A 26,501-nucleotide genomic window follows, 5' to 3' on the forward strand; every position below is an offset into this window, starting at 1 on the left:
TTTATTTTTTAAACCATAAATCATTCAAAAATCCAGAAAAGATTAAGAATGACAGCATGACGACATGGAAGGTGACAACCATGCCAAGCAACTGAATCCAGCGATTCTCAGGTAGAGCAGGCTTCCCTGATTTTTTCCGCTCCTTATTGAGCGTTTTTTTCTTGCGAATCCAAGCGTCATTGATGACCAAGCCCAGTCCATGAAAGAGGCCATAGGCGATATAGTACCAGGTCACACCATGCCAAAATCCCATAATCAGCATATTTACAATGTAGGCCACACTTGAGGTTACATTGCGATTCTTAAAGACCTTCTTTCTGGTTAACACCATGACCATTCGCATAAAGACAAAGTCACGGAACCAGAAAGATAGACTCATGTGCCAACGATTCCAAAATTCCTTTAAATCCCTTGATAAAAAAGGCTTATTAAAGTTGATGGGGCTACGGATTCCCATTAAGTTTGAGATAGCCAAGGCAAACATAGAGTAACCTGCAAAGTCAAAGAAGAGCTCCAAACCAAAGGTATACATAACTGCCAAGGCATAGGGGTTAAAGAAGCCACCTGACTGCAGGGCTAGATTCTTCAGAGGAGGGAGTAAAGTTTCTCCTAAAACATGAGCTAGGATAAACTTGTACAAAAATCCCCACATGATATAGCGAACAGATTCATCCAGCATATCCATCAACTCATCCCGCTCAGGAATGGTCTGATAATTTTCATTAAAACGCTTAAAGCGATCGATTGGACCACTTGAAAAAGTCGGCATGAAGAGAAGAAAACGGAGGAATTCCCAGAGGGTAAAATCCTTAATCACTCCATCTCTCAGCTCGATGATAATCCCAACCGAACGAAAGGTCAGGTAAGAAATTCCCAAAAACCCAAGCAAAGACTGTGTTCCATTGATAGCCGGCTGCACCTTGACAAAGATAATCGGAAGGAGGGACAGAAAACTAACTAGGTAGAAGACCCACTTGCCATCCTTACTTTTTCGATAATTCTTGTAGAAGAGCAGGAGCAATATTTCCCAGCAAAGGTAAATACCCAAGGCAGCCAACTGATTGGTCTTCCCACCTACCAACATGGTGACGATAAAGAAGAGACTTACCAGCACTTCATACCAGGCAAAGCGTTTCTTGAAAAAGAGGCCTATAAAGATGGGCAAGGTTGCAGCAATCACATAAACAAAATACTGAGGATTGCCATATGGCTCTAAATGAGGAAGCTGTTGAAAGAACTCCATCATCTCTTATTCACCTCGTTAATCAATCCTTTGATGTCAATCTTTCCATTTGGAGTCAGTGGCAAACTGTCTCGATAAAGGAATTTAGACGGCATCATGTAGGACATCATGATATCTGTTAAATCTTCCTTGATAGCCTTGGTAATATCAATATCTCGCTCAAACTGCTCACGAACACCGTCTTTCAAGATGACATAAGCCAATAGATTTTGCACCTTGTGGTCTTTATTATAACGTGGCACAGCTACAGCAGACTCGATAAAGCGAGACTTATTGAGGTTTTGAGAGACATCTTCTAACTCAATGCGGTAACCGTTGAACTTAATCTGGAAGTCCATACGTCCGCCGTAGAGAAGCAAGCCCTCATCTGTCATGGTTCCCACATCGCCTGTATGGTAGGCTGGCAGATCTTCAAACTCAAAGAAGGCTTCCCCTGTTTTTTCAGGATTGTTCATATAACCTTTTGAAACAGCTGGTCCTGACACAATGATTTCTCCCTGTTCACCATTTGGCAGTTTCTTGCCATTCTCATCAATGATAAAGGTTGGAGAATCAGCCTTGGTATAGCCGATTGGTAGGCGTTTGAGAGTCGCCAACATCTCGTCTGTCACAGCAACAGCTGACAAGGCTACTGTCGCTTCTGTTGGGCCGTAGGCATTGATAATACGGGCATTTGGGAAACGTTCGCGTAGTTTTTGAGCCGTTTTGACCGTCAATTCTTCTCCATCAAAGTAGAAATGCGTGATGTCAGGCATTTTCTCGCTATTAAAGTCTTCTGATAACATGGCCATATCCGCAAAAGAAGGGGTTGATGTCCAGATAGCGATTGGCAATGAAAAGATGGTCGCAAAGAGTTGCTTAAAGTCCTGAGTAATGGCTGAAGGAAGAGCGAAGAGCGTACCACCTAATGCCAAGGTCGGAGCCCAGTACATGACAGACAGATCAAAAGAATAAGGTGGCTGAGCCAGCATTTGCGGACGACTTGGCGTCGCAAATTCCTTATCCGTAATCATCCAGTTGGTAAAACTGAGGAGGTTATCATGGGAAATCTGCACTCCCTTAGGCTTACCAGTCGTACCAGAAGTAAAGATAATGTAGTAGTTATCATCTCCCTTGACTGGATGCGTGATCTCATAGCTAGTCCCTTGAGCAAAGGCTTCTTGAACCTGAGCTAGATTCAACATCGGTGTAGAAATCTGCTCCAATGGAAAATCTGAGATGGCAATAATCAAGCTTGGCTCCGCTACTTCTAAAATAGCTGAAACTCGCTCCAAGGCCGAATGGCTATCAATCGGAATGTAGGCATGACCTGACTTAGTCAGCGCTACAAATGTTGCCAACATTTCATATTCTTGGCCTCCAAAGACAACCACAGGAGACTTCTCTGGTAAATCCAGTTGATCGATGGCTGCAGCCAAACTATCCGAATCAGCCTTTAAATCTCCATAAGTGTGTTCCTGTCCCAAAACATTGTAAACAGGATAGCTAGGCTGTGTCTGAGCAAAATGCTCAATGGTTTCAATCATATCTACTATTGGTTTATTTGACACAATAGGGATTCTCCTTCAAGTTAAAATTCATTATAGATAAAGCTTCCTTGACCCTGACCAAGATAGCTAAAGAAGTAAAGCAGCCCTAGAAAGATAAGAAAATACAAGGCTGTCCGACCAAGAAAGAGGTACAATTCTTTTCTCTGTTTCATCAAGAAAAACCATTCATTTCTGTAATTTTTCGCTAAAATAAGAGTGATTCTTACTAGCTTATTTTTCTACCATTGTACCACTTTATATAGTATTTTTTCAATTGTTTGCCGTAGATTTTCATTATATTTAAGCTAATTTTAAAATTATGCGGTTTTTCTATGTATATTTTTAAAAAAGCCTGAGATTTTCATCTCAAGCTTTATCAACATAATTGTTTTCTAGATTAGAAAAGTGAGAATACAAGCACGGCCAAGGCTGCACCGATAACAGGTCCTACAACTGGAATCCAAGCGTAAGACCAATCTCCGTCTCCCTTGTTTGAAATTGGCAAGATGCTATGCATGATACGAGGTCCAAGGTCACGCGCAGGGTTCAAGGCACAACCTGTTGTTCCACCTAGTGATAGAACGATACCGACAATCAAAGTTCCCACTGCGAAGGTTCCGATTCCTGCTTGAAGGTCATAAAGTCCCAAAGCAAAGATTGTTAATACCAATACAAAAGTTCCTAGGATTTCACTAATCAAGTTTGATACAGTATCTTTTATAGCTGGTCCAGTACTGAAGGTTGCCAGGATATTGCCTGCATTTTCTTCTGCCTCATAATGCGGTTTGAATTGCAACCAAACCAAAATCTGACCCAGCATAGCCCCTGCGAACTGAGCTAGGATGTATGGGAAAACGGAAGCCCAAGAGAGCGTTCCTTTTAAGGCCATCGCAAACGTTACAGCTGGATTTAGGTGGGCTGGGCTGAGCGTGCCAGATACAAAAGCCGCAACGGCTACAGCAATTCCCCAACCCATAGTAATCACAATCCAACCTGCATTGTTGCTCTTGGTTTTAGGAAGAACCACACCTGCAACAACACCATTTCCTAGAAGAATCAGGATTAAAGTCCCCAAAAATTCTCCAAATAATTCTTTCATCATATCGTTGTCTCCATTTTAAAGAAGGAGAGGGAAGGCAAGGAAGGCTTGTCTCCCTCTCTTCTAGTTTTTCTTAATTTTTCAATTCCGCTAGATCGTTGTTAGCAAGGGCTGCTTCAACATCCGCACGGTAAGTTGCTTTCTCGTCTTCTGTCCAGTCATAGAATCGTCCCATTTCATCTAAAACTGGCTCAACGATGCTATCCAAACTATCACGCATAAAGAGCATGTGGTTGGTACGACGAAGGAGGAAGTCAACTGGGCTAAGAGCCAACTCATTGCGCATTGCATAGTGAAGTGATAAAGTATCTGCCAAGCTGAGTCCTGGTGCTTGTTCTAAACTATGAGCAAGGGCAAAGACTTTCGGTACATTTGAACCATAGAGATTTGCGAGATAGTGAGCTTCCTTGCTATCCAATCCACGTGACACTCCAAGTTGCGCAAAGGCTTCGATTTCTGAATCAACATTTGCTGGGTTCAATTCCCCACCTGAAACAGGGTAAGTCTTAGAGTTGATAAGTTTAAAGCTACGGTCAAATTCTGCTTTGAGGATGTCAACCACGCGCTCCATAGCTCCTTCAGCCATCTTACGGTAGTCTGTGATTTTACCACCAGCAAGGGTCAAAAGGCCATTGTCATCACGATCCAAGCTCGAACCACGAGAAACTGCAGATGGGTCCAAATGTTTCTCAGATGTGCTGCTTTCAAGCTTGCTGACAGCAGACTCAACATCTTCACGCGTTTTTTCTTTAGAGAGATAAGATTCGACAGTCGCGATCAAGTTGTTAAAGCTTTCATCACTGATAGTTCCGTTATTTCCGCCATTGTAGTCAGAAGCGCTATTGCCTGCGATCAATGGACGAAGACCTGCCCAGCTGCTTTCGATATCATCGATAGTAATGTTAGCTTCTGGGAAGCGGTTGTTAACAATGCCAAGTAGGTAATCCACATCTTCCTGAGTCACTTTTGGATGTTCCAAATCACCTGTGTAGTCTGTATCCGTTGTACCAAAGTAGGTCTTGTTTTCACGTGGGAGAACAAAGACCATACGGCCATCACCCAAACCTGTATCAAAGTAAACTGGCTGTGAAACCTTGATCTTGCTTGAATCCACTACCAAGTGAACTCCCTTAGTTGGACGCATTTGTGAGAATTGTGTTCCCTTATTAGACAAATTGCGCACCTTGTCGCTCCAAGGACCTGTTGTGTTAATAACCAGACGGGCCTTGATTTCAAAGACTTGGTCTGTCAAGAGATCACGAGCTACAACACCTGTAATCTTGCCACTTTCGTCAAATAGGAAGCCTTCTGCCTTCACGTGGTTAGCAATGAGGGCACCGTCCTGGTTGGCACGTTTGATGTTTTCGATCACGAGACGAGCATCGTTGTTACGGAAGTCAAGATAAACTCCACCTCCTACCAAACCTTCTTTCTTCAAGTTTGGCTGGCGTTCCAAGACTTCTTCCTTGCTCAAAACCTTGTTAGCAGCTGGTGTGTTGTTGACACCTGCCAAGAGGTCGTAAAGATCCATAGCTACTTTAAGACGGAAGAGGCTAAAAGTAGCTCCATCTTCATCGTAAACTGGCAAGAGCATTGGGTCTGGTTTCGGAATGTGTGGAGCGATTTGTTGAACCACTGCACGTTCAGAAACTGTATCTGATACCACTTCTACATCAAATTGCTTAAGGTAACGTAGTCCTCCGTGAACCAGTTTTGTTGAACGGCTGGATGTCCCTTCTGCGAAGTCCTGCATTTCAATCAAACCAGTATCTAGACCACTAGCTGCTGCCTGCAAGGCTACACCAGCCCCTGTAATTCCTCCACCGATAATCAAGAGGTCCAAGGTACGTTCCTGCATTTTTTGAATTGATAATTCACGTGTTTTCTTTGAAAATTCCATTTTTACACACTTTCTAACTAAGTCACTTTATTCTTCCAGTATTAGTCGTCTATTTCCGCAAAGACTTGGGTTGCTTTTACAGCCTTCTTCCAGCCCTTGTAGAGTTGTTCCTTGCGCGATTCGTTCATAGATGGCTCAAAGAGTTCTCCTGTCTCGTTCAAGAGTTTCAACTCATCCAAGTCCTTCCAATAGCCCACTGACAAACCTGCTAGGAAGGCTGCACCTAGAGCTGTTGTTTCCAAGTTTTTGGCGCGTGCGATATCGATTCCCAAAATGTCAGCTTGGAACTGCATGAGGAAATTGTTCATAGCTGCACCACCGTCTACTTTCAAGACTTGGATAGCTGTCTGCGCATCCACTTGCATCGTATCGATGATATCACGCACTTGATAAGCGATAGATTGCAAAGTCGCCTTAATAAAGTCTTCTTTAGTTGTTCCACGAGTTAAGCCAAAGACAGAACCGCGAGCGTTTTGGTTCCAGTATGGAGCACCTAGACCTGTAAAGGCTGGAACGACATAAACTTCATCATTGTTGTGAGAATCACGAGCGTATTTTTCAGATTCTGGTGAATTTTCTACCATGCGAAGACCGTCACGAAGCCACTGAATGGCGCTTCCTGCGATGAAGATTGAACCTTCCAAGGCATAGTAAACCTTGCCGTTGATTCCGTAACCAATGGTTGTTAATAGGTTGTTTTCAGACAACTGCATCTCTTCACCAGTATTCATGATGATGAAAGAACCTGTTCCATAAGTATTCTTGACCATACCTGGTTCAAAGGCCAACTGTCCAAAGAGGGCTGCCTGTTGGTCCCCAGCCATACCTGAGATTGGGACTTCTCCACCATAGAAATGGAATGGGGCTGTCTTACCGTAGATTTCAGAGTTAGAACGAACCTCAGGCAACATTGCTTTAGGAATATTGAGGATTTCTAAAATCTCATCATCCCATTTGAGTTCTTTAATGTTATAAAGCATGGTACGAGCTGCATTTGAGTAGTCAGTCACGTGAGCCGCACCGTCAGTCAATTTCCAAACCAACCAAGTATCGATGGTACCAAAGAGCAATTCCCCTTTTTCTGCTCGCTCTTGAGCGCCTTCTACATGATCCAAAATCCAACGAACCTTAGTCGCTGAGAAGTAAGCATCGATGATCAAACCAGTCTTTTCATGGAATTTTTCCACATAACCTTGACTTTTTAGTTGCTCAGCCAAAGGGGCTGTTTGGCGAGACTGCCAAACGATAGCGTTGTAGATAGGAAGTCCTGTTTTCTTATCCCAGACGACAGTTGTTTCACGTTGGTTGGTAATTCCGATTGCTTCGATTTGATTTGGCTTGACACCACTTTCGATGAAAGCTCCAGCAATAACAGACTGGACGGAATTCCAAATTTCATTGGCATTGTGCTCAACCCAACCTGCCTGAGGGAAAATCTGAGTAAACTCTTTTTGACTCGAGCTAACTTTTTCTCCTTTTTTGTTGAAAATGATGGCACGAGAGCTTGTAGTCCCCTGGTCAATGGCCATGATGTATTTTTCTTGTGACATGTGCTGTCCTCCTGATAAAGATCTTGAGGATGTTTCCTCTTTACACTTACTAGTATACAAAATAAAACGCTTTCTTGTTCATCAACTTTTTTTAATTTTTAAAAAAATGTGAGGAGATTGTGTGAATTTCACAAAAAAGACCTGGAACGACCAAGCCTTTTAAGTGAATAATAACTGACGAATAGCCGCCAAATCTTCCATATCCAAGTCATTTTTTAAATAATAGACTGGGGTTTGTTCCTTCTTATGAATGGGGTTATTGGTAACCAGCAAATCATAATGTCGAGTTCGGTCATAGGCTTCAATGGTAATAAAACGATTATATTCCAAATACCGTTTTAAAATGGCTGCCATCCTTGAAAAGACAAGAAAACCAGATGTCAAATCCAGACCAATCCGCATATGCTGACCACCATTTTCAGCCATATATTCCATCAACTGAAGCCATTCCCAGAGAATTTTCTTATCCAAATCCGTCCCCTGCTGAAAGGCAGGTAGAGCATGAAAAATCTCCTCTGCCGTCCCCCTAAAATCATGTTCCATCAGTAAATATGGATGACGATTCTCTAACTTGTACTTGTAGCAATCCTGTAAAATATAGCCCTTATAAAGATAGACTTGAGCACAAAGCTGACTGAGTTCATAGGTAACATGGTCCTCTGTATAATCACCCAGTAACTCCTCCTTCTTCATTTCTTGAATCAATTGTGTCAGCAAATCTGCCAACTGCCCTCCAAAACCAAGGATATACTCCATAGTATGAAGAGGAAGAATGCGATGAGATAGGAGGAAAGAGAAGAAAATCATCATCTCCCCATCCTCAGTTCCGAGAGGAAGGTGTTGCCCAGCAAAAAAGGACGGAGCCTTTCTCAGCAAACGAAGATAGAAAATATTGTCAAAATACCCTCGCATTTTCTCTTCTATGACTTGAAACTGACAGGCATTGACCCGGAGACGTTGTTGACTGATGTGAGCCCAGAGAACCAGGTCCAATTTCTGCCCCGAAGACAAACTTGCACCGCAGATTTCCTCTAAACTGGCAATCTCCTGATTTCTCTCTGGCTTCTGCATGTGACCTTCCTACTCCTGACTCGACCAAACCTTGCGGAAAAGACAGAAATAAAAGTAACGAATCTGATGCTCTGGACCTCGCCAACGTCCATTTTGGATGGATAAATCAAATTCTGACAAAATCTGATTTAAACTAGCCAAGTGGCGGCCAAGCGTAGCCTCACTAATCATCAATTCTTGAGCCAGCTGATGGGCTAGAAACTGCTGATGATAGAGGAGATAAACTAAAATCTGGTATTTAACAGCATTCTCCAAAAACAAGCTCCGAATATCTCTCCCCTTGGTAGCTGCACCGATCGATAGACGCAGATTTTCATCTTCTAAGTGAATAGTCAGCTCTAAGCCACTATCCAAAGCCTTGTCATTGAGTAGGGTGACATATTTGGTTAGGGTTGCTTTTGAAAATCCTGTTTCTTCCATTACAGCCTTGACGGTCGTCTGAGACTCTTGTAATAGAAAGGAAAGGATTGAAAATTGACCACACTCGGCTTTCTCCATCAAATCTCCTAAATACATTTGTTACCCCTTTCATTTTCTATCTTAAGCATAGCATAAATCTTACAAATGCTGAAATAATCTGTTTCTCTTTTTGTTTTCATGCTGATTTCCCGGCCCATTATCCTAAAAATCAGCAAACACACGGCTCCCTCTTTGGGCATTTTTATGCTAAAATAGTAGCTATGGATAAAATTATTAAAACTATATCAGAAAGCGGAGCCTTTCGTGCTTTTGTCCTTGATAGCACAGAAACCGTCCGTACTGCTCAAGAAAAACACCAAACCCAAGCTAGCTCAACTGTAGCGCTTGGTCGAACTCTTATCGCTAGCCAGATTCTCGCAGCCAATGAAAAAGGGAATACCAAACTAACAGTTAAGGTGCTGGGATCTAGCTCTCTAGGTGCCATTATCACGGTCGCTGATACCAAGGGGAATGTCAAAGGCTATGTTCAAAATCCTGGTGTTGACATCAAAAAGACTGCAACTGGTGAAGTCCTAGTCGGACCTTTTGTCGGCAATGGCCAATTCCTCGTTATCACAGACTACGGTACTGGAAATCCTTACAACTCTATGACTCCCCTTATCTCTGGGGAAATCGGTGAAGATCTTGCCTTTTACCTGACTGAAAGCCAACAAACGCCTTCAGCAGTCGGCCTCAATGTCCTTTTGGACGAGGAAGACAAGGTCAAGGTTGCAGGTGGTTTCCTAGTCCAAGTCTTACCAGGAGCTAAGGAAGAAGAGATTGCTCGCTTTGAAAAACGCATCCAAGAAATGCCAGCTATCTCAACCCTTCTGGAAAGCGACGACCATATCGAAGCCCTCCTCAAGGCTATCTACGGTGACGAGGCCTACAAGCGTCTTTCTGAAGAAGAAATCCGTTTCCAATGTGACTGTAGCCATGAACGCTTTATGAACGCTCTTTCTAGCCTTCCAAGCTCAGACTTACAGGAAATGAAAGAGGAAGACCATGGGGCAGAAATCACTTGTCAATTCTGCCAAACGACTTACAACTTTGATGAAAACGACCTGGAGGAACTCATTCGTGACAAATCTTAACACACCTTTTATGATTGGCAATGTTGAGATTCCCAATCGTACCGTTTTAGCACCTATGGCTGGCGTGACAAACTCAGCCTTTCGTACTATTGCAAAAGAGCTCGGAGCTGGACTCGTTGTCATGGAAATGGTCTCTGACAAGGGAATCCAATACAACAACGAAAAAACCCTGCACATGCTTCATATCGATGAAGGTGAAAACCCTGTTTCTATCCAACTTTTTGGTAGTGATGAAGACAGCCTAGCGCGCGCAGCAGAATTCATCCAAGAAAATACCAAGACCGATATAGTCGATATCAACATGGGCTGCCCAGTTAACAAAATCGTGAAAAACGAAGCTGGCGCTATGTGGCTCAAGGATCCAGACAAGATTTACTCTATTATCAACAAGGTTCAGTCTGTCCTTGATATTCCCCTCACCGTCAAGATGCGTACCGGCTGGTCCGACCCAGCTCTTGCAGTAGAAAATGCCCTCGCTGCTGAAGCTGCAGGCGTTTCTGCCCTCGCCATGCATGGCCGTACCCGTGAGCAAATGTATACAGGTCACGCAGACCTTGAGACCTTGCACGACGTAGCTCAAGCTCTGACCAAGATTCCCTTCATCGCCAACGGTGACATCCGTACAGTCCAAGAAGCTAAACAACGCATTGAAGAAGTCGGTGCTGACGCAGTCATGATTGGCCGTGCAGCTATGGGAAATCCCTACCTCTTCAACCAAATCAACCACTACTTTGAAACAGGAGAAATCCTACCTGATTTGACCTTTGAGGACAAGATGAAAATTGCCTACGAACACTTGAAACGCTTGATTAACCTCAAAGGGGAAAATGTCGCAGTTCGTGAATTCCGTGGTCTCGCTCCTCACTACCTACGTGGAACATCTGGCGCTGCCAAACTACGTGGAGCCATTTCACAAGCTAGCACCCTAGCAGAGATTGAGGCTCTCTTGCAGTTAGATAAGGCTTAATAGTTTAAAACCCGTAACTCTCTTAAAGGTTACGGGTTTTTGATTGTAAAAATTTAAATACTGAGGGTTATTATTGATTCAAAGCAACACTGGAAACCTTACCATCCGCTCCTGTTGTAATTTGGATGATTTTTCCTCCACCAATTTTAGCGTTATACTTACCATCATCAAGAGTATAAGAATAGCCTTTGATAGAGTAATTTTCTTTCTTTCCATCGGAAGATTCTACTGTAAATTGACCACCTGATGAAACTGTGATAGTTTCGCCATTGGCTCCCTTCCAATTGCCCGCTGCAGCTGAGAAATCACCATCTACCATGGTTAAAACACCCTTGTAGCGTTTATTTTGCTCTGCTTGTTTGTCTTGAAGTTTGCGGTCAGTTGTAGGATCATAGCTTGATTGGTTAGACTGGGCTTGAGGAGCCTGTTGAGTTGAAGAAGTCTGAGCAGGAGTTTGTTGACTAGCCGCCTGTTGATTAGCCACTTCTTGACCTTGTCTTTGCTCTGGTGCAGGTGCCGCTTGTGATGGCGTTGCAGTTGCTGAAGATTGATCAGTAGACGCCTTAGCCTTTTCAGATGAAGCTGAACTTGAGGACTTCTGAGTCTTGCTTTCTTTGTTAGAAGAAGTTGCTTTAGAACTTGATGACTGGCTTGTCTTAGCAGAACTGCTTGCTTGAGTTGTTTCCTTTTTATTTCCACAAGCTCCTAATAGCAAGGTAGAAGCCAATACAGTTGCTGTCATAAATTTGATATAGGTTTTCTTTTTCATTTTTCTACTCCTTTGTAATGTTTTAGAAATATAAAGAAATCTTTTTGTAATATAATTGTAACATTCAAATTTGAATATGTCAACAATTTATCTAAACTATTTTAAAAATCTTAAATACTTTAGATACATTTACTCCTCCTACTCTTTTATTCGTAATCTAATAGAAAAAACAGAGAAAAATTCCTATTTTGTTTAAAATTTTTTAAATCGCTCTTGTGTAATCGCTTGCATCTTTAACTGCAAAGGAATATAATAATAGCGAACTAGGATATAGGAGGTATAGGTTTATGTTAAGCAAATATTACAAGTATCTTCCTTGGATGATTTTGGGAGCAATTGGCTCTTATCAATCAGCAACTTACTATGCGCGAACTGCATTTGATGTCTTCTATCTGACTACAATCTTTTTGATTGTCTACATCGCTTTGTTATTTTTACATGAGAACTATCTCAAGTATCGATACAAAGACTTTTTTACTCACCTGTTGAGCAATTCTAAGAAAGATAGCCACCCATAAAAGCAGTCACAACACAAAACCATCTCATGATGGTACATAAAGAGGTCGGGAACTTTGTCCCGACCTCGTTTTTTATTTCAATCGATAGGTTTTTCTTGGTTTCTTTTTAGGCACTCGTTTGAGTCCGACTTCTTCTACATATTCTCCGTATTTTACAAGAAAGTTATTGCTGACGATTGGACGACCGGGGTTGATAAGATTGACCAGTTCAGTCCCTTCGTAGACAGTGAACTCCTCCTCCAGCAGATAAAGGAAGGTCGGATTCCAGTCAAGTCGACCTTGGATTCGTTTGATGGATTCTTGGATAATGGCATAATGGTCAAAGGCGAAGGCTTGCTCGTCCAGCTCCACTCCCTCCAAGAAGCATTTGCCCGACTGAAAATCGACATCTACGAAAACGACATCCTTGGCATCGTCACCTGCCTGAACCAGTTCTAATGCACGACTAGGCAAATACACCAAGTGAGCAATGGTCACCGTCCAGCCTCGGGGGTCACGCCCAGGAGTCGACACAGTCATCAATTGCTCGACTTTTTCCAAAGGAAGATCGAGATTAACCTCTTCACTCACCTCGCGCTGACAGGCATGTGTAGCATCTTCTCCCTTGTCCATAAATCCTCCAACCAGAGCCAAACAGTTTTGATAAGGGTGAGCCTTGCGGCGAATTAATAAGAGCTTGATCTTTCCTTCGACAAAGCAGTAGGCTACCATATCCACCGTCACACTTGGTTTTTCGTATTGAGGGAGTTCCTGTTTGTGATACCAATCTAAAAACTCTTCCTGACTTGCATGAATTTCAAAATATTCTTTTTCCGTCATCCCTGCTGGAATCATCGTGTCCGTCATTTTATGCCTCCTTACGAACTGCCTTGGTCCATTGGTACCAACCTACTAGACTATTGAGTGTGTAAACCCAGTACATCCCTTGGATGTGGATATTTTCACCCCACCAGAGGTAAATACTAAAGAGATTGGTTGCAATCCAGAAAATCCATTGCTCACGGTAGAGACGTGTCATCAAGAGCTGACCAACACCATTGGTCGCATCGGTAACACTATCACGGAAAGGGCGAGCACTATGGATACTTTGGTAAGCCAAGCCCATACCAATCCAAATGATAGCAGTCAAGGCCAAGTACTTGAGCCAGTCAAGCACAGATAATTTCTTAGCTTCAAAGTGAGATTCTTCTGCTTTTCCTTGGTCATTGATACGATTGGACAGCCAAGCATAGAGGCCAATCGGCTGCATGACAAAGAAGTAAACGGTCGTCAAAACTTCGCCATAAAAAGTCGCATTCATAGCCAAAATCAAATAGATCGCCGAGTTAATGGCCCCAAAGAGATAATTGCTTGCACGCCCTTCTGCCACCAAGATAACACAGACAATCCCCGTCCAAGAGGCAAACAAGCTCAGCCAGTCATGAGTTTCCGCATTTTGCGTGAATTCCAAGATCAAGGGAACACTTGACAAAGCGATGAGATATAACCACTGGAAAAGGCTACGGCCGACAAAGAGATCTTTCCAGAGCAAGCGCATGGCTCCTGCAAAACTAATCTTACGAGCTTCTGCATGAACATTTTTAAAGTTTTCGATAAATTGTGTGATTTTTTCAGTTAGTTTTTTCATAATTTTCTCCTAATCTGCTTGGTAAATGGCATCAATAGCCACTTTGGCTGCTTCATAATTGCCTAGGTAATCCTCAGCTAGATAAACTAGTGGAATGGTGGTTAAATATCGCTCTCTCATATGGTCCAAATGCTGGGAAAAACTATGACGAATATGGTCTTCTGCCATAGTCATATCTCTAAATCCGTCATTGACATAGGAGCCGACCGGTTGCACAAAGAGAATCAAGTCCCATTTTTCCTTAGCCAAGATCGAAACAAAGAGATTATCAAAGGTTTCTCCTGATAAGTCCCCTTGGTCCTCGGTCTCCATGTAATAATCATAGTAGCCCTTAGTTACTAAGGAGTTGGTGTCAGCTATCACCAATCCCCTATTGGCATTACTGTCAATTAACTTAGAGGTCTGGTCATACTGCCCCAACAGGAGATAATAGTAATCTTTTGGAGTCAATTCATCGTCGCGGACATTGTTTTTAATCTGGTACTCATGTGCGTATTCCAAACTGACGGGTGCATCGTAATACCTTGCCAAATCCTTGGCCAGAGTGGTCTTCCCATTGCTGGCACTCCCCATAATCAATACTTTCTTTGTAAACTGACGACGGAAGGGCTGAGCGATGTTTTTCCAATATTTGCTTGGATTTTCTCGAATCATAGTCGCTGAGATACCGAACTTTCTTTCTTGCAAGACAGTGCCAAATCCACGTTTAGATAATTCTTGCTGATAGTCTGCTTCTCCTACAAAAAAGATCAGCTCTTGCTGGGTTTCATCATAGGAAATCTCCGCTAACATTTGGTCCAACCACTCCTGCCAGCCCATAGGGTAACGGGGAAGATTAGTCTCATCTAACTTGCAAACGGAGGTCAACTCGTCATCACGAAAAGCCTCTCTAATATAGCGAAATCTTTTTTGAAGCGTTAAGCCTACCTGCTCCCCTCGATCTCCCTCATAGCCTGAAACGACAACCCAGACCTGATCACACTGCCGCTTCGCTCGCTGGATTAGATCGATATGTCCTTGATGAAGCGGAGCAAAGGTTCCAAATACCACTGCTGTTTTCTTTTTCATAAACCTATTATCTTTTTATAATTTTTTATATTTTTATTATCTATGTTTTTATTATAAACTATATTTTTGTTTTGTCAATAGTTTTTTATAAAAAACTAGAAAAAAGAGAATCAAGATTGCTCCTGATTCTCCATTTTTATGCAATATCAAATTTTAACTGGCCTGCTTTGACACCAATCTTAAGTGTGCTGCCTGCCTCTAATTCTCCCTTGAGAAGAAGTTCTGCCAACTTGTCTTCCACTTCTGTTTGCAGGGTTCTGCGAAGTGGACGAGCTCCCATCTCTGGGTCATATCCTTGATTTGCCAGCAATTTCAGTGCGGAAGCTTGTAATTTCAAGTCAATACCTTTTTCAGCCAAACTTGCTACTAAAGGTTTGACCATAATCTTCACTACTTCCTGCATATGGTCGCTAGATAAGCTATGGAAGACCACCTTTTCATCAATACGGTTGATAAACTCAGGTCTATAAGCTTTTTTCAGCTCTTCAAAGATTCGTTTTTCCATATTTTCCTGGTCAAAACGAATGTCCTTAGCCCCAAATCCGACAGTCTTGTCATCCCGAAGGGCTGTCGCACCAAGGTTTGACGTCATGATGATAATGGTATTTGAAAAGTCAACCTTGCGTCCCTTGCTATCGGTCAAGACACCGTCATCCAAGACCTGCAAGAGAACATTAAAGATGTCTGGATGGGCCTTCTCTACCTCGTCAAAAAGGAGAACGGAATAGGGTTTGTTGCGAACCTTCTCGGTCAACTCCCCACCTTCTTCATAACCCACATAGCCTGGAGGAGCTCCGTTGAGACGGCTGGCTGCGAATTTCTCCATATACTCACTCATATCAAAGCGGATAAGGGCTGATTCGTCATCAAAGAGTACTTCTGCCAGAGCCTTGGCCAATTCGGTCTTACCGACACCTGTAGGTCCTAGGAACATAAAGGAACCAATCGGACGCTTGTGACTGCGAATCCCTGACTGATTGCGGCGAATGGCACGGCTAATGCTTGAAACTGCTTGATCTTGACCGATGACACGTTTGTGCAGTTCAGCTTCCAAGTTTAAGTATTTCTTAGCATCAGTCTGAGTCAGTTTTTGGACTGGAATACCTGACAAGCGACTCAAGGTAGTCAAAATATCAGACTCTGTCACCAAGTCTTTATAGACAGGCACTTCCTCTTCTTTTGCGATTAGCTGAGCTGCCTGTTTCCACTTGCCATCCATCAAGGCCTTGTCAGCTGGACTCAAACCTGAATCGTCTGCTTTTACATTTTTAGTTTTATTTTGCACTGTTGCTGCCGCTTCATCTAAGAGATCAATAGCAGAGTCTGGCAAATGACGACTAGTCAAGTAACGATGAGCCATCTTGACGGCTGTTTCAACCGCTTCATCTGTGATTTGCACCCGGTGATGTTTCTCATAAGTCGCCTTCAAACCTTGCAAAATGGTCATGCTGTCTGCCACACTTGGTTCTTCAATCGTCACTTTAGCGAAACGACGAGAAAGGGCCGCATCTTTTTCGATGTGTTTTTGATATTCTTCCTGAGTGGTCGCACCAACCGTTCTCAAGGTTCCACGCGCCAAGGCTGGCTTCAAGATATTGGCCGCATCCAGAGTTGAATCAATCCCACTACCAGAACCCATGATAGTGTGAAGTTCATCGATAAAGAGGATAACTTGACCATCTTCTTCAATATCCTTGATGATATTGTTCATGCGTTCTTCAAAGTCACCACGGAAGCGTGTCCCTGCAACGACATTCATCAAATCAAGCTCTAACACGCGCATCTTAGCCATTTCCGCAGGCACATCCCCACTAGCAATACGCTGAGCAAGACCAAACGCCAGAGCTGTTTTCCCGACACCAGCATCCCCAACCAAAACAGGATTGTTCTTGGTCTTACGGCTCAAGATTTGAATCATACGTGAGATTTCCTTGTCCCGACCGATGACTGGTTCTAACTTGCCAGAACGCGCTTGCTCTGTCAAATCATGCGTATAGTCCTCGAGACCACCGCTCGGAGTCTGCGGCATGCCCATCATATTGGCCATAGAATTTTGCTTATCAGCTACTGTACGATGGCGTTGGCGTAAAGCCTTGAGGTCTTCACGAGTCCAGCCTGCACGTTCTTCTAGATTTCGACGTAGGGCAGCAATCTTAACCTGATCTTTCTTGTCTTCATAAGAAAAACCAGCCCTCTCCAAGATACGAGTCGCCAAGGCATTGCCATCATGCAAAATCGCATAAAGGACGTGCTCCGTCCCCAGCACCTTAGCATGAACCACTGACGCTACATACTCTGCTTCATCAAAAAGGACCTGCAAACGATGAGAAAACGGCAATTCCGTAAAGGTTTCATCCTGGCTATAGTCCGTTTCAGTCAGTTCCAAAGCGACCTCTTCTAAACGGTCCATCTCATATGGATAATCATTTAAAGTTGCCCCTGCCACACTATAACTGTGGTTGGACATGGCAATCAACAAGTGCCAAGACTCTAGGTAACGAGCTCCAAAATGGCCAGCAACCATGTAGGCACTTTCGATACATTCATTCAATGCTTTTGAATAGTTCATCTTACTTCCCTTTTCTATCTACCTCTTGTATGACCTGTCGTAGCATGTTTGCACGAACAACTGGAGCTTCTTCTCCTAAAACGCGATCCAAAGCTACTGATACTAGCAAATTCATCTCCTGCTTGGTCATCAATTCCTGCTCAACCAAAAGCTGGAGAATATCTTCATAAATTTCTTGACTGACCCGCTCACCAATTGAGTAAAGAAGCTCCCTGAGCATTTCATGATGACTAGAAAACTCAATCCGTCCTATACGAATGTAGCCTCCGCCACCACGCTTACTTTCAACCAAGTAGCCCCTACTTTCCGTAAAGCGTGTCTTGATCACATAGTTAATCTGACTGGGAACAACCTGAAAAGTATCTGCCAACTGACTACGTTGCAACTCCACGATACCAGATTGATCTAAAATCGCCTTGATGTAGGCCTCAATATGATCCGATGTATTTTTAAATCTCATTACAAACCCACCTCTCTCTTTAAACCTTGACTATCTTTGACTATTATACCGAAATTTTCTCATTTTTAAAAGAAAAAGGGCGCTGGTAAAGGATAATCTTCACCAACTCCCTATTTTTCTACTTATCTAAGCCTAATTCTGCCAAGATTTGACGTTTGTAGGCAATCTTTTGGACTTCCTTGTCCTCATCTTCAGACCAATCTAGTTTAATTTCTGAAACAATCTGCCCAGGGCGATTTTTCAAGATATAGATGCGGTCGCTGAGACTGAGGGCCTCCTCGATACTATGCGTGATGATCAAGGTTGTTAGCTGCAACTGCTTGTGAATCTCAAGGTACCAAGCGTGTAGTTCCATCTTGGTCATCTCATCCAAGGCGCTAAAGGCCTCATCCAAGAGAAAGAGCTTGTGCCCGAAAAGGTAGGTCCGGAGCAAGGCCACACGCTGGCGCATCCCACCACTGAGTTCATGAGGGTATTTATCTCTTACAGCTGTCAACTGGAAGGTCGCAAGAATTTCATCTGAGCGAGCAATAGCTTCTGCCTTATCCACCTTTTGAATCAAGAGGGGCAGAATGATATTACCAAGCACCGTCTTGTGTTCCAAGAGCAGATCCTTTTGCAACATATAACTCACCCGCCCCTTGGGATTTTCTTCACCATCAAGGACAATTCTCCCTGACTGAACTTCTAAAATCCCCGCAATTAAGTTGAAAAGCGTAGTCTTACCAACACCACTTGGGCCTAGGATAGAAACCACTTCACCTGAAGTCACTTTCAGATTGATATCCTCTAAAATCCTCTCTTGACCATAGGCATAACTGACGTGTTCTAGTCTAATTTCTGTCATTATTTCACAAATTCGTTGGTGAAGCCTTTGTCTGTCAAGTCTTCTTTAAGGATACCATTTTCTTTATCCCATTTGTAGAAGGCATTCCAGCGAGCCGCATCAAATTGCCCCCATTTTTCCTTGTCGCTTGCGTATTCTTTTGACAAGTATTTTTGAGATTCGATGACAAAGTCACGTTTTTCCTTAAGTTCAGGTGCATTTTTGATGAGGATATCAGCTGCTTCTTCTGGATGCTCCATGGCATATTGGTAGCCTTTTTTGATAGCTTGGATGACTTTACGTGCTTCTTCTTTGTTGTCTTTGAGGTAGTCGTTGTTAGCAATGATGACTGGTGAGTAATAGTCAAATTCTTTAACGTAGTCTTTCAAGTACATAAAGTTAGCGTCTACACCTTGAGATTTGGCAAGAATTCCATCCCATCCATAGTAGATCCAAGCAGTGTCAAATACTCCATTGGCAATCGGTGTGATTGAGTTTGAGTCGTTATTTGGTATTTTTTCAACCTTCTCAAAGTCTCCACCTTGAGATTCTACCAAGGTTTTCAACATAGCAAGTTCAGTTGGGTCATTCCAAGTTCCGTATTTCTTACCAACCAAGTCTTTTGGACTAGCTACATTGTCAGATTTACGAGAGATGATTCCTGATGTATTGTGTTCTACGATAGCTGCAACGGCAGTAATTCCTGCCCCTTTTTCCAATTTTTTAGCCATATAGTCTTGGAAATAGACTGCAAATGGTGCCTTACCGTTAATAACCAAGTCAGAAGAACTTTCTTCTGGTGGCAATTTCAAATCAACATCCACCCCAGCTTCCTTGAAGTAGCCTTTTTCCTTAGCCACATAAAGCCCTGTGTGGTTGGTATTTGGTGTCCAGTCTAGGATAAAGTCAATCTTCTTAAGTTCTGCTTCTTTGTTGTCCTTGGAAGCAGTTCCTTGACCACAGGCCACAAGCACAACAGCTACAAGAGCTGTTAAAACAGTTAAAAACACTTTCCATGTTTTTTTCATTTTGATTTCCTCTTTTCTTTTTCCGAAACATTCTAATTCTACGAACGTTTCCATTTAATAACATATTTCTCGCTGACATCGACCAATTTCATACCAAGAAGGCTGATAATCGATACCAGAATAATAATAGCGAACATGGTATCATACTGAAACAATTTCTTGGACTGAATCATGTAGACACCTAGTCCTTCAAAGCCTCCCAACCACTCAGATACTACTGTTGTGATAAAAGCGTAGGAGACACTGACCCTCAGACCTGCATAAAAGTAAGGCAGACTGACTGGGATTTTAAAATGCCAAAGGATTTGCCAAGGTTTGGCCCGCATCAGACTAAACAAGGTCAGCATATCCTTGTCACAATGCCTAAAACCGTCCAAAATGCTGACGATGATGGGGAAGGTTGTCGTTAAGATAATCAAGACAATCTTGGGCAAAATCCCATAACCGAGCCACAAAACCAGGATAGGGGCTATGGCAATGGTCGGAATGGTCTGAACAACCACCATCATAGGGTAAATCAGGTCATTGAGCCAAGTCAAACTATCCATAAGCACAGCCATGAGACAGGCAATCAAAACTCCCAGAACCAACCCCAGCAAAGCCACTCTCAAGGTCGCCCAGCTGTGGTGCCAGAGAAATTCTCTATCACGCACAAAAGACTGGAGGATTTCAAGAGGTGTCGGCAGGATAAACTTGGGGAGAAGTTTAAGCAACCCTGCTAGCTGCCAGATTGACAAGATCCCTAGAAAGCCCAACAGACTAATGTGTCGTCTCAGTATACTTTTCAAGTTTCTCATCAATACTTAAAATCTCTCCTACATTTATTTTGACATTGGCAAAGACATTGTCTGCCTCCTGCCCTGCCACTTCCAGCGCTTCTTTTAGAATGCGCATAAGCTCATCAAACTCCCCTTCCAAAACTGTTTCAAATGGTGTCACTACCATGGTCACTTCTTGAGCTTTCAGATAGGCAATGACCTGATCGATAACAGCAATCCGATCAATCCCCTGTGAAAGGGGTAAAACTTGCAAGGCAATGCTTGCTTTCATAACAACCTCCACTTCTCGTTTTCCTTTGATAAAAAGAAAAACCTTTGCCATATATGGAAAAGGTCAAGATTAGACTAAGTATCGTTCCCTACGCTGGCATTACCCAGATCAGGTGCGGTCGAAGCTTAACGCTTCCTCTCAGACTGTACACAGACTCCCATATATTATATGGACATATGATAGCGCAAAACCAAAAAAATGTCAAGGAAACTGCTTACAGAAAAAGTAGGAAAAATTTCCTACTCCCATTTTCTATACTCGTTCTCCATCACTATTTACTCTGTAGCCATCCACCGTCGTATTAACAGCTAAGGCGCCTGAAGAGTAAGAATAATACCACTTACCAGATACTTGGTACCAGCCCGTTTTCATTGCACCTGAACTATCCAAATAATACCACAGACCATTTTCCTTTAACCATCCTGTCTGCATTTCACCAGATGATTTCAAATAATACCAGCTAGAACCATCTTTCAGCCAGCCTGTTGATTTAGACCCATTTGATTTGAAATGATACCAACTACCATTTATTTTCTTCCAACCGACAGTTGAACTGTTATTGGATCCATAGTTAGAGCTATTTCCTGATTGATTCTGATAATTCTGTGAAGAGGTTACTCCCTCTAGCTGGATATAACGACGACTTCCGTTATAAGCCGTATAACTCAACCACTTGTACCCATCTTTTTCGAGAATTTGATCATAATGAACATTCTCCCCAGGATAATAGTAATCAATCGCAGTTGCGCTAGCTAGAGGCTGATTTTTGATAGCAGCCTTAGTCTTAAAATAATGTGTTCCTCCTGTTGAAACTGAGGATTGACTATTCCCAACACTGCCACCAGCTAAATCTTTAAAATGAATAAACCCCGTCATAGTATTTGCCTTCACGATGCGCTTGTTGTAAGATTCCCTTATTCCATAATTGTATTCTTCAATCTCAATCTCATCTCCTATTACATTTGACACCCAAGCAACATGACCATAAGTTCCTGCAGTAGACCAAGCAATAGAGCCAATCGTTGGTGTATTATCGACACGATAACCTTCACGACGAGCACGATAGCCCCATTCATTCGCATTCCCATAAGCAGCCGGAATCTCAAAACCATTGACATTACTCAAACGAAAGGCTGCAAAAGAAGTACACTGACGAGAATACATGCGCCACTTATCAATCTCCTGGCTCCCATTTTTATAATGAGCAGGATAATCATCCCCACGCGCAATCGATCCATTTCCTCCGGAATAGGCATATACACTATTACCCGCTGCTAACATCAATCCTACTACTAAAAAGGGAACAACCTTTTTAGCTGATTTTCTGAAAGAAAATCTTGTCTCTGCTACTTTAAATGGTGAAATTTTCATTCTTCCTCCTTGAAAAATAATATAAATCGAAGATTACCTTCACTTAAACTATTCGGAGAAAAAAAGAAAAAGTGAGAAAATTTCTCACTTTAGTCAAGATAATGAATCAAATTCTTTTCTGTAAGGATATCTGAGTAAGTAAAGGATTCAACGTAAACATTAGCTTGTTTATCTCCTTCAACGTTTCCAAATTCAACGATAAATAGGGATGGATAAACCTCAATTAGCTTACCCAATCTATTTTTTTGGCGCTTACGACCATTCTCCAAAGTCATTTCTACGACTTGACCCTCATGTGCCTTGATTTCTTCTTTGATTTTTTTCATCTTGGCTACATCTGTAAATGCATCTGACATCTTATGCCTCCCTCTTTGAGATACTTGAAAATTTATTGTATTCTTTTTGGAAAATTAATTCCACCGTTCCACGAGCTCCACTACGGTTTTTCTCGATAATAACTTCTACCTTATTATTCGGCATTCCTTCCTCTTCTTCACCACCACGCTCATAGTAATCGTCGCGATAAAGAAAGGCTACAATATCAGCGTCCTGCTCAATAGACCCAGATTCACGAATATCAGACAAGACCGGTCTCTTATCCTGACGTTGTTCTACACCACGAGAAAGCTGACTTAGAGCGATTACTGGAACCTTCAGTTCCTTAGCTAAAATTTTCAACTGACGTGAAATTTCTGAAACCTCTTGTTGACGATTTTCCCGACCAGTTCCCGTGATAAGCTGCAAATAGTCTATTAAAATCAAGCCAAGATTTCCAGTTTCTTGAGCCAGTTTACGAGAACGAGAACGAATCTCTGTAATCCGAATCCCTGGCGTATCATCGATATAGATACTTGCATTAGCTAGATTTCCTTGAGCAATGGTATATTTTTGCCACTCCTCATCAGTCAATTGACCCGTACGGATAGAATGCGATTCTACCAAACCTTCTGCCGCTAACATACGGTCCACTAGACTTTCCGCACCCATTTCCAGTGAAAAAATAGCAACTGTTTTGTCCAACTTAGTCCCAATATTCTGAGCAATATTCAAGGCAAAGGCTGTCTTACCAACAGCTGGACGGGCTGCTAGGATAATCAACTCCTCCTCATGAAGTCCAGTCGTCATATGATCCAAGTCACGATAGCCTGTCGCAATACCTGTAATATCGGTCGTTTGTTGCGAGCGAGCTTCCAGATTTCCGAAGTTGATATTCAACACATCTCGAATGTTCTTAAATCCACTTCGATTTGCATTTTCGCTGACATCAATCAGGCCTTTTTCTGCCTGAGCAATGATTTCATCAGCTGGTTGCGAAGCCTCGTAAGCTTGATTGACAGACTCTGTCAACTTGGAGATTAATCGACGTAGCATGGCCTTCTCTGCAACAATCTTAGCATAATACTCCGCATTAGCAGAAGTTGGCACAGAATTGACAATCTCAACCAAGTAAGACAGGCCACCAATATTCTGTAAATCACCTTGATTATCAAGAATGGTACGAACCGTTGTTGCATCTATAGCATCGCCACGATCGGATAAGTCGACCATAGCTTGGAAAATCAAACGATGGGCATACTTAAAAAAGTCCCTAGACTCAATATATTCTCGCACAAAAACAAGCTTACTCTCGTCAATAAAGATAGCCCCTAAAACGGATTGCTCAGCTAAGATATCTTGAGGTTGTACTCGTAACTCTTCTACTTCTGCCATCAGACTTCCCTTCCTTTTACAATCTTGTCAAGAAAGTGTAAATTTACCCTTCTTTCACACGAAGATTGATTACACTTGTAATATCTTGATAGATTTTCACTGGTACATCAATCAAACCAACTGCTCGAATCGGAGCTTGTACTTGGATATGACGTTTATCAATCTTAATTCCAAATTGCTTTTGCAATTCTTCTGCAATTTTCTTATTGGTAATGGAACCAAAGGTACGACCATCTGGACCAACTTTTTCAACAAATTCTACAATAGTTTCCTCTGCTTCTAGTTGAGCTTTAATTGCTTTTGCTTCTGCAATCATCTCAGCATGAGCTTTTTCTTCAGATTTTTGTTTACCACGAAGTTCACCTACAGCTTGAGCAGTCGCTTCTTTGGCTAGACTCTTTTTGATAAGAAAGTTTTGCGCATACCCTGTTGGTACTTCCTTAATTTCGCCTTTTTTACCTTTTCCTTTAACATCTGCTAAAAAGATTACTTTCATTCTTCTTTCTCCTTTTCCTTTATTTCATTTAATACAATTTCTGTCAGTTTTTCCCCTGCTTCTGACAAGGTTGAATCCTTAATTTGAGCTGCTGCCAAATTAAAGTGGCCTCCACCTCCCAGCTCTTCCATAATCCGTTGTACATTCAGCTTACTACGACTGCGAGCTGAGATAGAGATAAATCCTTGTGTATTCTTCGCAAGAACAAAACTCGCTTCAATACCTGACATAGCTAACATGGCATCTGCTGCCTTACTAATAACAACTGTATCATAGCATTTCGAGTCCTTAGCCTCTGCTATTAGTACATCTGAACCTAATTTACGCCCCTGTAAAATCAGTTCATTGACCTCACGATATTCTTCAAAATCTGTCGCAGCAATTTCTTGGATAGCAATACTATCACTTCCTCTCGTTCTGAGATAGCTAGCAACATCAAATGTCCGACTAGTCACTCGTGAGGTGAAATTTTTAGTATCCAACATCATACCAGCCATCAAGACACTTGCTTGCATACGACTCAAACGATTTTTCTTAGAATTCTGGAACTGAATCAATTCCGTTACCAACTCACTGGCACTACTTGCACCACTTTCGATATAAGTAATAACCGCATTATCTGGAAAATCCTGATCCCGTCTGTGGTGGTCGATGACGATGGTTTGGGTAAATAAATCATAAAAAGCTTTTGATAAAGTTAAGGCTGTCTTTGAATGGTCTACAAGAATCAACAAAGAACGATTGGTCACCATCCCCATTGCATCCTTAACAGACAACAACTTCGTAACTCCTTCTTTTTCTAAGAATGAAACAGCTCGTTCAATATCCGGAGACATCTGATTTTCATCATAAAGAGCATAACTATTTTCTGTCACATTACTAGCAAATAACTGCATACCTACAGCAGAACCCAAAGCATCCATATCAAGATTTTTGTGACCAACTACAAAAACCTGATCTACACTTCTAATTTTATCTGAAATAGCTGTCATCATAGCGCGCGTACGTGTCCTTGTACGCTTGATTGACGCCGCAGATCCACCACCAAAATAAACGGGATTTTTCGTTTCGTCATTCTCCTTGACAACCACCTGGTCGCCACCACGTACTTCAGCCAAGTTTAAGTTGAGCAATGCAACTTTCCCTATCTCATCATGATTTCCATCACCATAAGAAAAGCCCATACTTAAGGTCAATGGCAACTGTCTCTGTTTCGACTCTTCTCTGAAAGAATCAATAACAGAAAATTTATCGTTCATCAATCCCTCAAGCACCGTGTAGTCCGTAAATAGATAAAAGCGATCCATACTTACTCGACGGGAGAACATGGCATGTTTACCAGCAAATTCTGAAACAAAATTGGCTACAAAACTATTGATATGACTGATATCAGACTCCGATGTTTCATCTTCTAAATCATCATAGTTGTCAACGGAAACGACCCCAATCACAGGTCGACTCGTTACTAACTCAACAGTCGCTTCGTATTCTCCAGACACATCAAAGAAGTAAAGAACTCCAGACACCTTGTCCATATGAACCGAATAGCGGGTCTCACCCAAGGTAGCATAAGAACCTGGATTTCCTACCGATGCCTTGATAATTGTTTGAATTAATGCAACATCAATCTCGCCCACTTCATTAGTCAAAATCAATTCAGCATAAGGATTAAACCATTCAACTTCACCTGACGACAAGTCTAATTTAATAACTCCGACAGGCATCTGTTCTAACAAGGTTGTCAAACTTTCTTCAGCTTGGTGGTTTACATACTGGATTTGTTCTACTTCACTCTTTGAGTAGTAGTCTCTCTGATGGATGAATAATAAACTATATGAACCCAAAATAAGTAGCAAAAGAAATAGCGTTACCAGTGTATTCGTTACAAAAACAAGTTGCACAGATAGCACTCCGAACGCCACTATTCCTAATATTAAGGGGAAAATAGGACTTACATAAAATTTTTTCATTCCAAACCTCTTGGCACCCATTATACCATAATAACCACCAAAAAGCGACTTTTTAAAGGTGTAATCAGTAATTCTATCAATTATAAGAAAAAGGAGGTTTACAATTCAGTAAACCTTCCTTTACACA

24 protein-coding genes, 1 pseudogene and 1 riboswitch are annotated in these 26,501 nt (G+C 42.1%); of the genes and pseudogenes, 3 read left to right on the forward strand and 22 right to left on the reverse strand.

From position 1 onward, the window contains the following. Nucleotide 1: 1 nt before the first annotated feature. From dltB to ACLNCV_RS01225, 7 genes and pseudogenes are all read right to left on the reverse strand, one after another. Nucleotides 2-1,246, reverse strand: a complete 1,245-nt coding sequence (dltB, locus tag ACLNCV_RS01195; protein ID WP_125392831.1) for a D-alanyl-lipoteichoic acid biosynthesis protein DltB — start codon at nt 1,244-1,246, stop codon at nt 2-4. Continuing rightward, complete coding sequence (dltA, locus tag ACLNCV_RS01200; RefSeq protein WP_424844793.1) at nt 1,243-2,793, reverse strand: D-alanine--poly(phosphoribitol) ligase subunit DltA; 1,551 nt, start codon at nt 2,791-2,793, stop codon at nt 1,243-1,245. The genes dltB and dltA overlap by 4 nt, the downstream gene beginning before the upstream one ends. 20 nt (nt 2,794-2,813) lie before the next feature. Then, complete coding sequence (locus ACLNCV_RS01205) at nt 2,814-2,945, reverse strand: teichoic acid D-Ala incorporation-associated protein DltX (protein ID WP_000813667.1); 132 nt, start codon at nt 2,943-2,945, stop codon at nt 2,814-2,816. A 224-nt stretch (nt 2,946-3,169) separates the two neighbouring features. After that, complete coding sequence (locus ACLNCV_RS01210; protein WP_020902151.1) at nt 3,170-3,874, reverse strand: MIP/aquaporin family protein; 705 nt, start codon at nt 3,872-3,874, stop codon at nt 3,170-3,172. A 70-nt stretch (nt 3,875-3,944) separates the two neighbouring features. After that, nucleotides 3,945-5,771, reverse strand: a complete 1,827-nt coding sequence (gene glpO / locus ACLNCV_RS01215) for a type 1 glycerol-3-phosphate oxidase (protein ID WP_153210232.1) — start codon at nt 5,769-5,771, stop codon at nt 3,945-3,947. A 41-nt stretch (nt 5,772-5,812) separates the two neighbouring features. Next, nucleotides 5,813-7,321: a glycerol kinase GlpK gene (glpK, locus tag ACLNCV_RS01220; protein WP_000076785.1), complete on the reverse strand. Its 1,509-nt coding sequence runs from the start codon at nt 7,319-7,321 to the stop codon at nt 5,813-5,815. Nucleotides 7,322-7,480: 159 nt separating this feature from the next. Next, nucleotides 7,481-8,908 (reverse strand): annotated as a pseudogene (locus ACLNCV_RS01225) (helix-turn-helix domain-containing protein). Between the two features lie 164 nt (nt 8,909-9,072). On the opposite strand from ACLNCV_RS01225, the gene hslO reads away from it, so the two are divergent. Together hslO and dusB are read left to right on the forward strand one after the other, a co-directional pair. After that, nucleotides 9,073-9,945 carry an Hsp33 family molecular chaperone HslO gene (gene hslO, locus ACLNCV_RS01230; RefSeq protein ID WP_000357853.1) on the forward strand — a complete coding sequence of 291 codons (873 nt, stop codon included), beginning with the start codon at nt 9,073-9,075 and terminating at the stop codon, nt 9,943-9,945. Beyond that, nucleotides 9,932-10,912: a tRNA dihydrouridine synthase DusB gene (dusB, locus tag ACLNCV_RS01235; protein WP_049551175.1), complete on the forward strand. Its 981-nt coding sequence runs from the start codon at nt 9,932-9,934 to the stop codon at nt 10,910-10,912. The genes hslO and dusB overlap by 14 nt, the downstream gene beginning before the upstream one ends. 70 nt (nt 10,913-10,982) lie before the next feature. Here the strand turns inward: dusB and ACLNCV_RS01240 are convergent, their stop codons facing one another. Then, nucleotides 10,983-11,681: a hypothetical protein gene (locus tag ACLNCV_RS01240; RefSeq protein ID WP_261103416.1), complete on the reverse strand. Its 699-nt coding sequence runs from the start codon at nt 11,679-11,681 to the stop codon at nt 10,983-10,985. A 287-nt stretch (nt 11,682-11,968) separates the two neighbouring features. Between ACLNCV_RS01240 and ACLNCV_RS01245 the strand changes: the two genes are divergently transcribed. Then, nucleotides 11,969-12,199 carry a hypothetical protein gene (locus tag ACLNCV_RS01245; RefSeq protein ID WP_261050397.1) on the forward strand — a complete coding sequence of 77 codons (231 nt, stop codon included), beginning with the start codon at nt 11,969-11,971 and terminating at the stop codon, nt 12,197-12,199. A gap of 72 nt (nt 12,200-12,271) precedes the next feature. Here the strand turns inward: ACLNCV_RS01245 and ACLNCV_RS01250 are convergent, their stop codons facing one another. From ACLNCV_RS01250 to ACLNCV_RS01315, 14 genes are all read right to left on the reverse strand, one after another. Continuing rightward, a complete protein-coding gene (locus tag ACLNCV_RS01250) occupies nt 12,272-13,045 on the reverse strand; it encodes an NUDIX hydrolase (protein WP_261125884.1) in 774 nt (257 codons plus the stop codon). Nucleotide 13,046: 1 nt separating this feature from the next. Further along, entirely contained in the window at nt 13,047-13,826 is a 780-nt protein-coding gene (gene pnuC / locus ACLNCV_RS01255; protein WP_261125886.1) for a nicotinamide riboside transporter PnuC, read from the reverse strand. A gap of 9 nt (nt 13,827-13,835) precedes the next feature. Continuing rightward, nucleotides 13,836-14,894 carry an AAA family ATPase gene (locus tag ACLNCV_RS01260; protein WP_261125888.1) on the reverse strand — a complete coding sequence of 353 codons (1,059 nt, stop codon included), beginning with the start codon at nt 14,892-14,894 and terminating at the stop codon, nt 13,836-13,838. Between the two features lie 136 nt (nt 14,895-15,030). Further along, nucleotides 15,031-17,463, reverse strand: a complete 2,433-nt coding sequence (locus ACLNCV_RS01265) for an ATP-dependent Clp protease ATP-binding subunit (protein ID WP_261125889.1) — start codon at nt 17,461-17,463, stop codon at nt 15,031-15,033. 1 nt (nt 17,464) lies between these two features. Further along, the gene (locus tag ACLNCV_RS01270; protein ID WP_001211279.1) at nt 17,465-17,923 is read right to left on the reverse strand and encodes a CtsR family transcriptional regulator; all 459 of its coding nucleotides are present in this window, start codon (nt 17,921-17,923) and stop codon (nt 17,465-17,467) included. Nucleotides 17,924-18,041: 118 nt separating this feature from the next. Then, on the reverse strand, nt 18,042-18,770 hold the full coding sequence (locus tag ACLNCV_RS01275) for an ABC transporter ATP-binding protein (RefSeq protein ID WP_247953434.1): 729 nt from the start codon (nt 18,768-18,770) through the stop codon (nt 18,042-18,044). Further along, nucleotides 18,770-19,777, reverse strand: coding sequence for an ABC transporter substrate-binding protein (locus tag ACLNCV_RS01280; protein ID WP_247953435.1), 1,008 nt, complete (start codon nt 19,775-19,777; stop codon nt 18,770-18,772). Before ACLNCV_RS01280 ends, ACLNCV_RS01275 begins: the two co-directional genes overlap by 1 nt. A 38-nt stretch (nt 19,778-19,815) precedes the next feature. Continuing rightward, nucleotides 19,816-20,574 carry an ABC transporter permease gene (locus tag ACLNCV_RS01285; protein ID WP_261013718.1) on the reverse strand — a complete coding sequence of 253 codons (759 nt, stop codon included), beginning with the start codon at nt 20,572-20,574 and terminating at the stop codon, nt 19,816-19,818. Further along, nucleotides 20,537-20,827, reverse strand: coding sequence for a thiamine-binding protein (locus ACLNCV_RS01290; RefSeq protein WP_045612468.1), 291 nt, complete (start codon nt 20,825-20,827; stop codon nt 20,537-20,539). The genes ACLNCV_RS01285 and ACLNCV_RS01290 overlap by 38 nt, the downstream gene beginning before the upstream one ends. Before the next feature lie 68 nt (nt 20,828-20,895). Beyond that, nucleotides 20,896-20,998: riboswitch (TPP riboswitch) on the reverse strand. 81 nt (nt 20,999-21,079) lie between these two features. Further along, nucleotides 21,080-22,198 (reverse strand): choline binding-anchored murein hydrolase CbpD, encoded by a 1,119-nt coding sequence (gene cbpD, locus ACLNCV_RS01295; protein WP_424844794.1) that lies wholly within the window; start codon nt 22,196-22,198, stop codon nt 21,080-21,082. Between the two features lie 89 nt (nt 22,199-22,287). Continuing rightward, nucleotides 22,288-22,554, reverse strand: a complete 267-nt coding sequence (locus tag ACLNCV_RS01300) for a Veg family protein (RefSeq protein ID WP_001278169.1) — start codon at nt 22,552-22,554, stop codon at nt 22,288-22,290. Nucleotide 22,555: 1 nt separating this feature from the next. After that, complete coding sequence (dnaB, locus tag ACLNCV_RS01305) at nt 22,556-23,908, reverse strand: replicative DNA helicase (RefSeq protein ID WP_060627337.1); 1,353 nt, start codon at nt 23,906-23,908, stop codon at nt 22,556-22,558. Nucleotides 23,909-23,951: 43 nt separating this feature from the next. Next, on the reverse strand, nt 23,952-24,404 hold the full coding sequence (gene rplI, locus ACLNCV_RS01310) for a 50S ribosomal protein L9 (RefSeq protein ID WP_060627336.1): 453 nt from the start codon (nt 24,402-24,404) through the stop codon (nt 23,952-23,954). Beyond that, nucleotides 24,401-26,374, reverse strand: coding sequence for a DHH family phosphoesterase (locus ACLNCV_RS01315; protein ID WP_000715142.1), 1,974 nt, complete (start codon nt 26,372-26,374; stop codon nt 24,401-24,403). The genes rplI and ACLNCV_RS01315 overlap by 4 nt, the downstream gene beginning before the upstream one ends. Nucleotides 26,375-26,501 lie beyond the last annotated feature (127 nt).

The sequence above is a fragment of the Streptococcus sp. CL5.50 genome, assembly GCF_049738015.1.
Lineage (GTDB): Bacteria > Bacillota > Bacilli > Lactobacillales > Streptococcaceae > Streptococcus > Streptococcus mitis_CA.

What these genes read in the sequence shown, in the direction of transcription:
- ACLNCV_RS01275 (WP_247953434.1), bottom strand. Translation starts at nt 18,770, where the DNA reads ATGACAGAAATTAGACTAGAACACGTCAGTTATGCCTATGGTCAAGAG.
- ACLNCV_RS01265 (WP_261125889.1), bottom strand. Translation starts at nt 17,463, where the DNA reads ATGAACTATTCAAAAGCATTGAATGAATGTATCGAAAGTGCCTACATG.
- ACLNCV_RS01290 (WP_045612468.1), bottom strand. Translation starts at nt 20,827, where the DNA reads ATGAAAGCAAGCATTGCCTTGCAAGTTTTACCCCTTTCACAGGGGATT.
- hslO (WP_000357853.1), top strand. Translation starts at nt 9,073, where the DNA reads ATGGATAAAATTATTAAAACTATATCAGAAAGCGGAGCCTTTCGTGCT.
- ACLNCV_RS01260 (WP_261125888.1), bottom strand. Translation starts at nt 14,894, where the DNA reads ATGAAAAAGAAAACAGCAGTGGTATTTGGAACCTTTGCTCCGCTTCAT.
- ACLNCV_RS01205 (WP_000813667.1), bottom strand. Translation starts at nt 2,945, where the DNA reads ATGAAACAGAGAAAAGAATTGTACCTCTTTCTTGGTCGGACAGCCTTG.
- ACLNCV_RS01250 (WP_261125884.1), bottom strand. Translation starts at nt 13,045, where the DNA reads ATGACGGACACGATGATTCCAGCAGGGATGACGGAAAAAGAATATTTT.
- ACLNCV_RS01315 (WP_000715142.1), bottom strand. Translation starts at nt 26,374, where the DNA reads ATGAAAAAATTTTATGTAAGTCCTATTTTCCCCTTAATATTAGGAATA.
- ACLNCV_RS01245 (WP_261050397.1), top strand. Translation starts at nt 11,969, where the DNA reads ATGTTAAGCAAATATTACAAGTATCTTCCTTGGATGATTTTGGGAGCA.
- ACLNCV_RS01270 (WP_001211279.1), bottom strand. Translation starts at nt 17,923, where the DNA reads ATGAGATTTAAAAATACATCGGATCATATTGAGGCCTACATCAAGGCG.
- ACLNCV_RS01240 (WP_261103416.1), bottom strand. Translation starts at nt 11,681, where the DNA reads ATGAAAAAGAAAACCTATATCAAATTTATGACAGCAACTGTATTGGCT.
- ACLNCV_RS01300 (WP_001278169.1), bottom strand. Translation starts at nt 22,554, where the DNA reads ATGTCAGATGCATTTACAGATGTAGCCAAGATGAAAAAAATCAAAGAA.
- ACLNCV_RS01280 (WP_247953435.1), bottom strand. Translation starts at nt 19,777, where the DNA reads ATGAAAAAAACATGGAAAGTGTTTTTAACTGTTTTAACAGCTCTTGTA.
- glpK (WP_000076785.1), bottom strand. Translation starts at nt 7,321, where the DNA reads ATGTCACAAGAAAAATACATCATGGCCATTGACCAGGGGACTACAAGC.
- ACLNCV_RS01210 (WP_020902151.1), bottom strand. Translation starts at nt 3,874, where the DNA reads ATGATGAAAGAATTATTTGGAGAATTTTTGGGGACTTTAATCCTGATT.
- ACLNCV_RS01285 (WP_261013718.1), bottom strand. Translation starts at nt 20,574, where the DNA reads ATGAGAAACTTGAAAAGTATACTGAGACGACACATTAGTCTGTTGGGC.
- glpO (WP_153210232.1), bottom strand. Translation starts at nt 5,771, where the DNA reads ATGGAATTTTCAAAGAAAACACGTGAATTATCAATTCAAAAAATGCAG.
- rplI (WP_060627336.1), bottom strand. Translation starts at nt 24,404, where the DNA reads ATGAAAGTAATCTTTTTAGCAGATGTTAAAGGAAAAGGTAAAAAAGGC.
- cbpD (WP_424844794.1), bottom strand. Translation starts at nt 22,198, where the DNA reads ATGAAAATTTCACCATTTAAAGTAGCAGAGACAAGATTTTCTTTCAGA.
- dnaB (WP_060627337.1), bottom strand. Translation starts at nt 23,908, where the DNA reads ATGGCAGAAGTAGAAGAGTTACGAGTACAACCTCAAGATATCTTAGCT.
- pnuC (WP_261125886.1), bottom strand. Translation starts at nt 13,826, where the DNA reads ATGAAAAAACTAACTGAAAAAATCACACAATTTATCGAAAACTTTAAA.
- dltB (WP_125392831.1), bottom strand. Translation starts at nt 1,246, where the DNA reads ATGATGGAGTTCTTTCAACAGCTTCCTCATTTAGAGCCATATGGCAAT.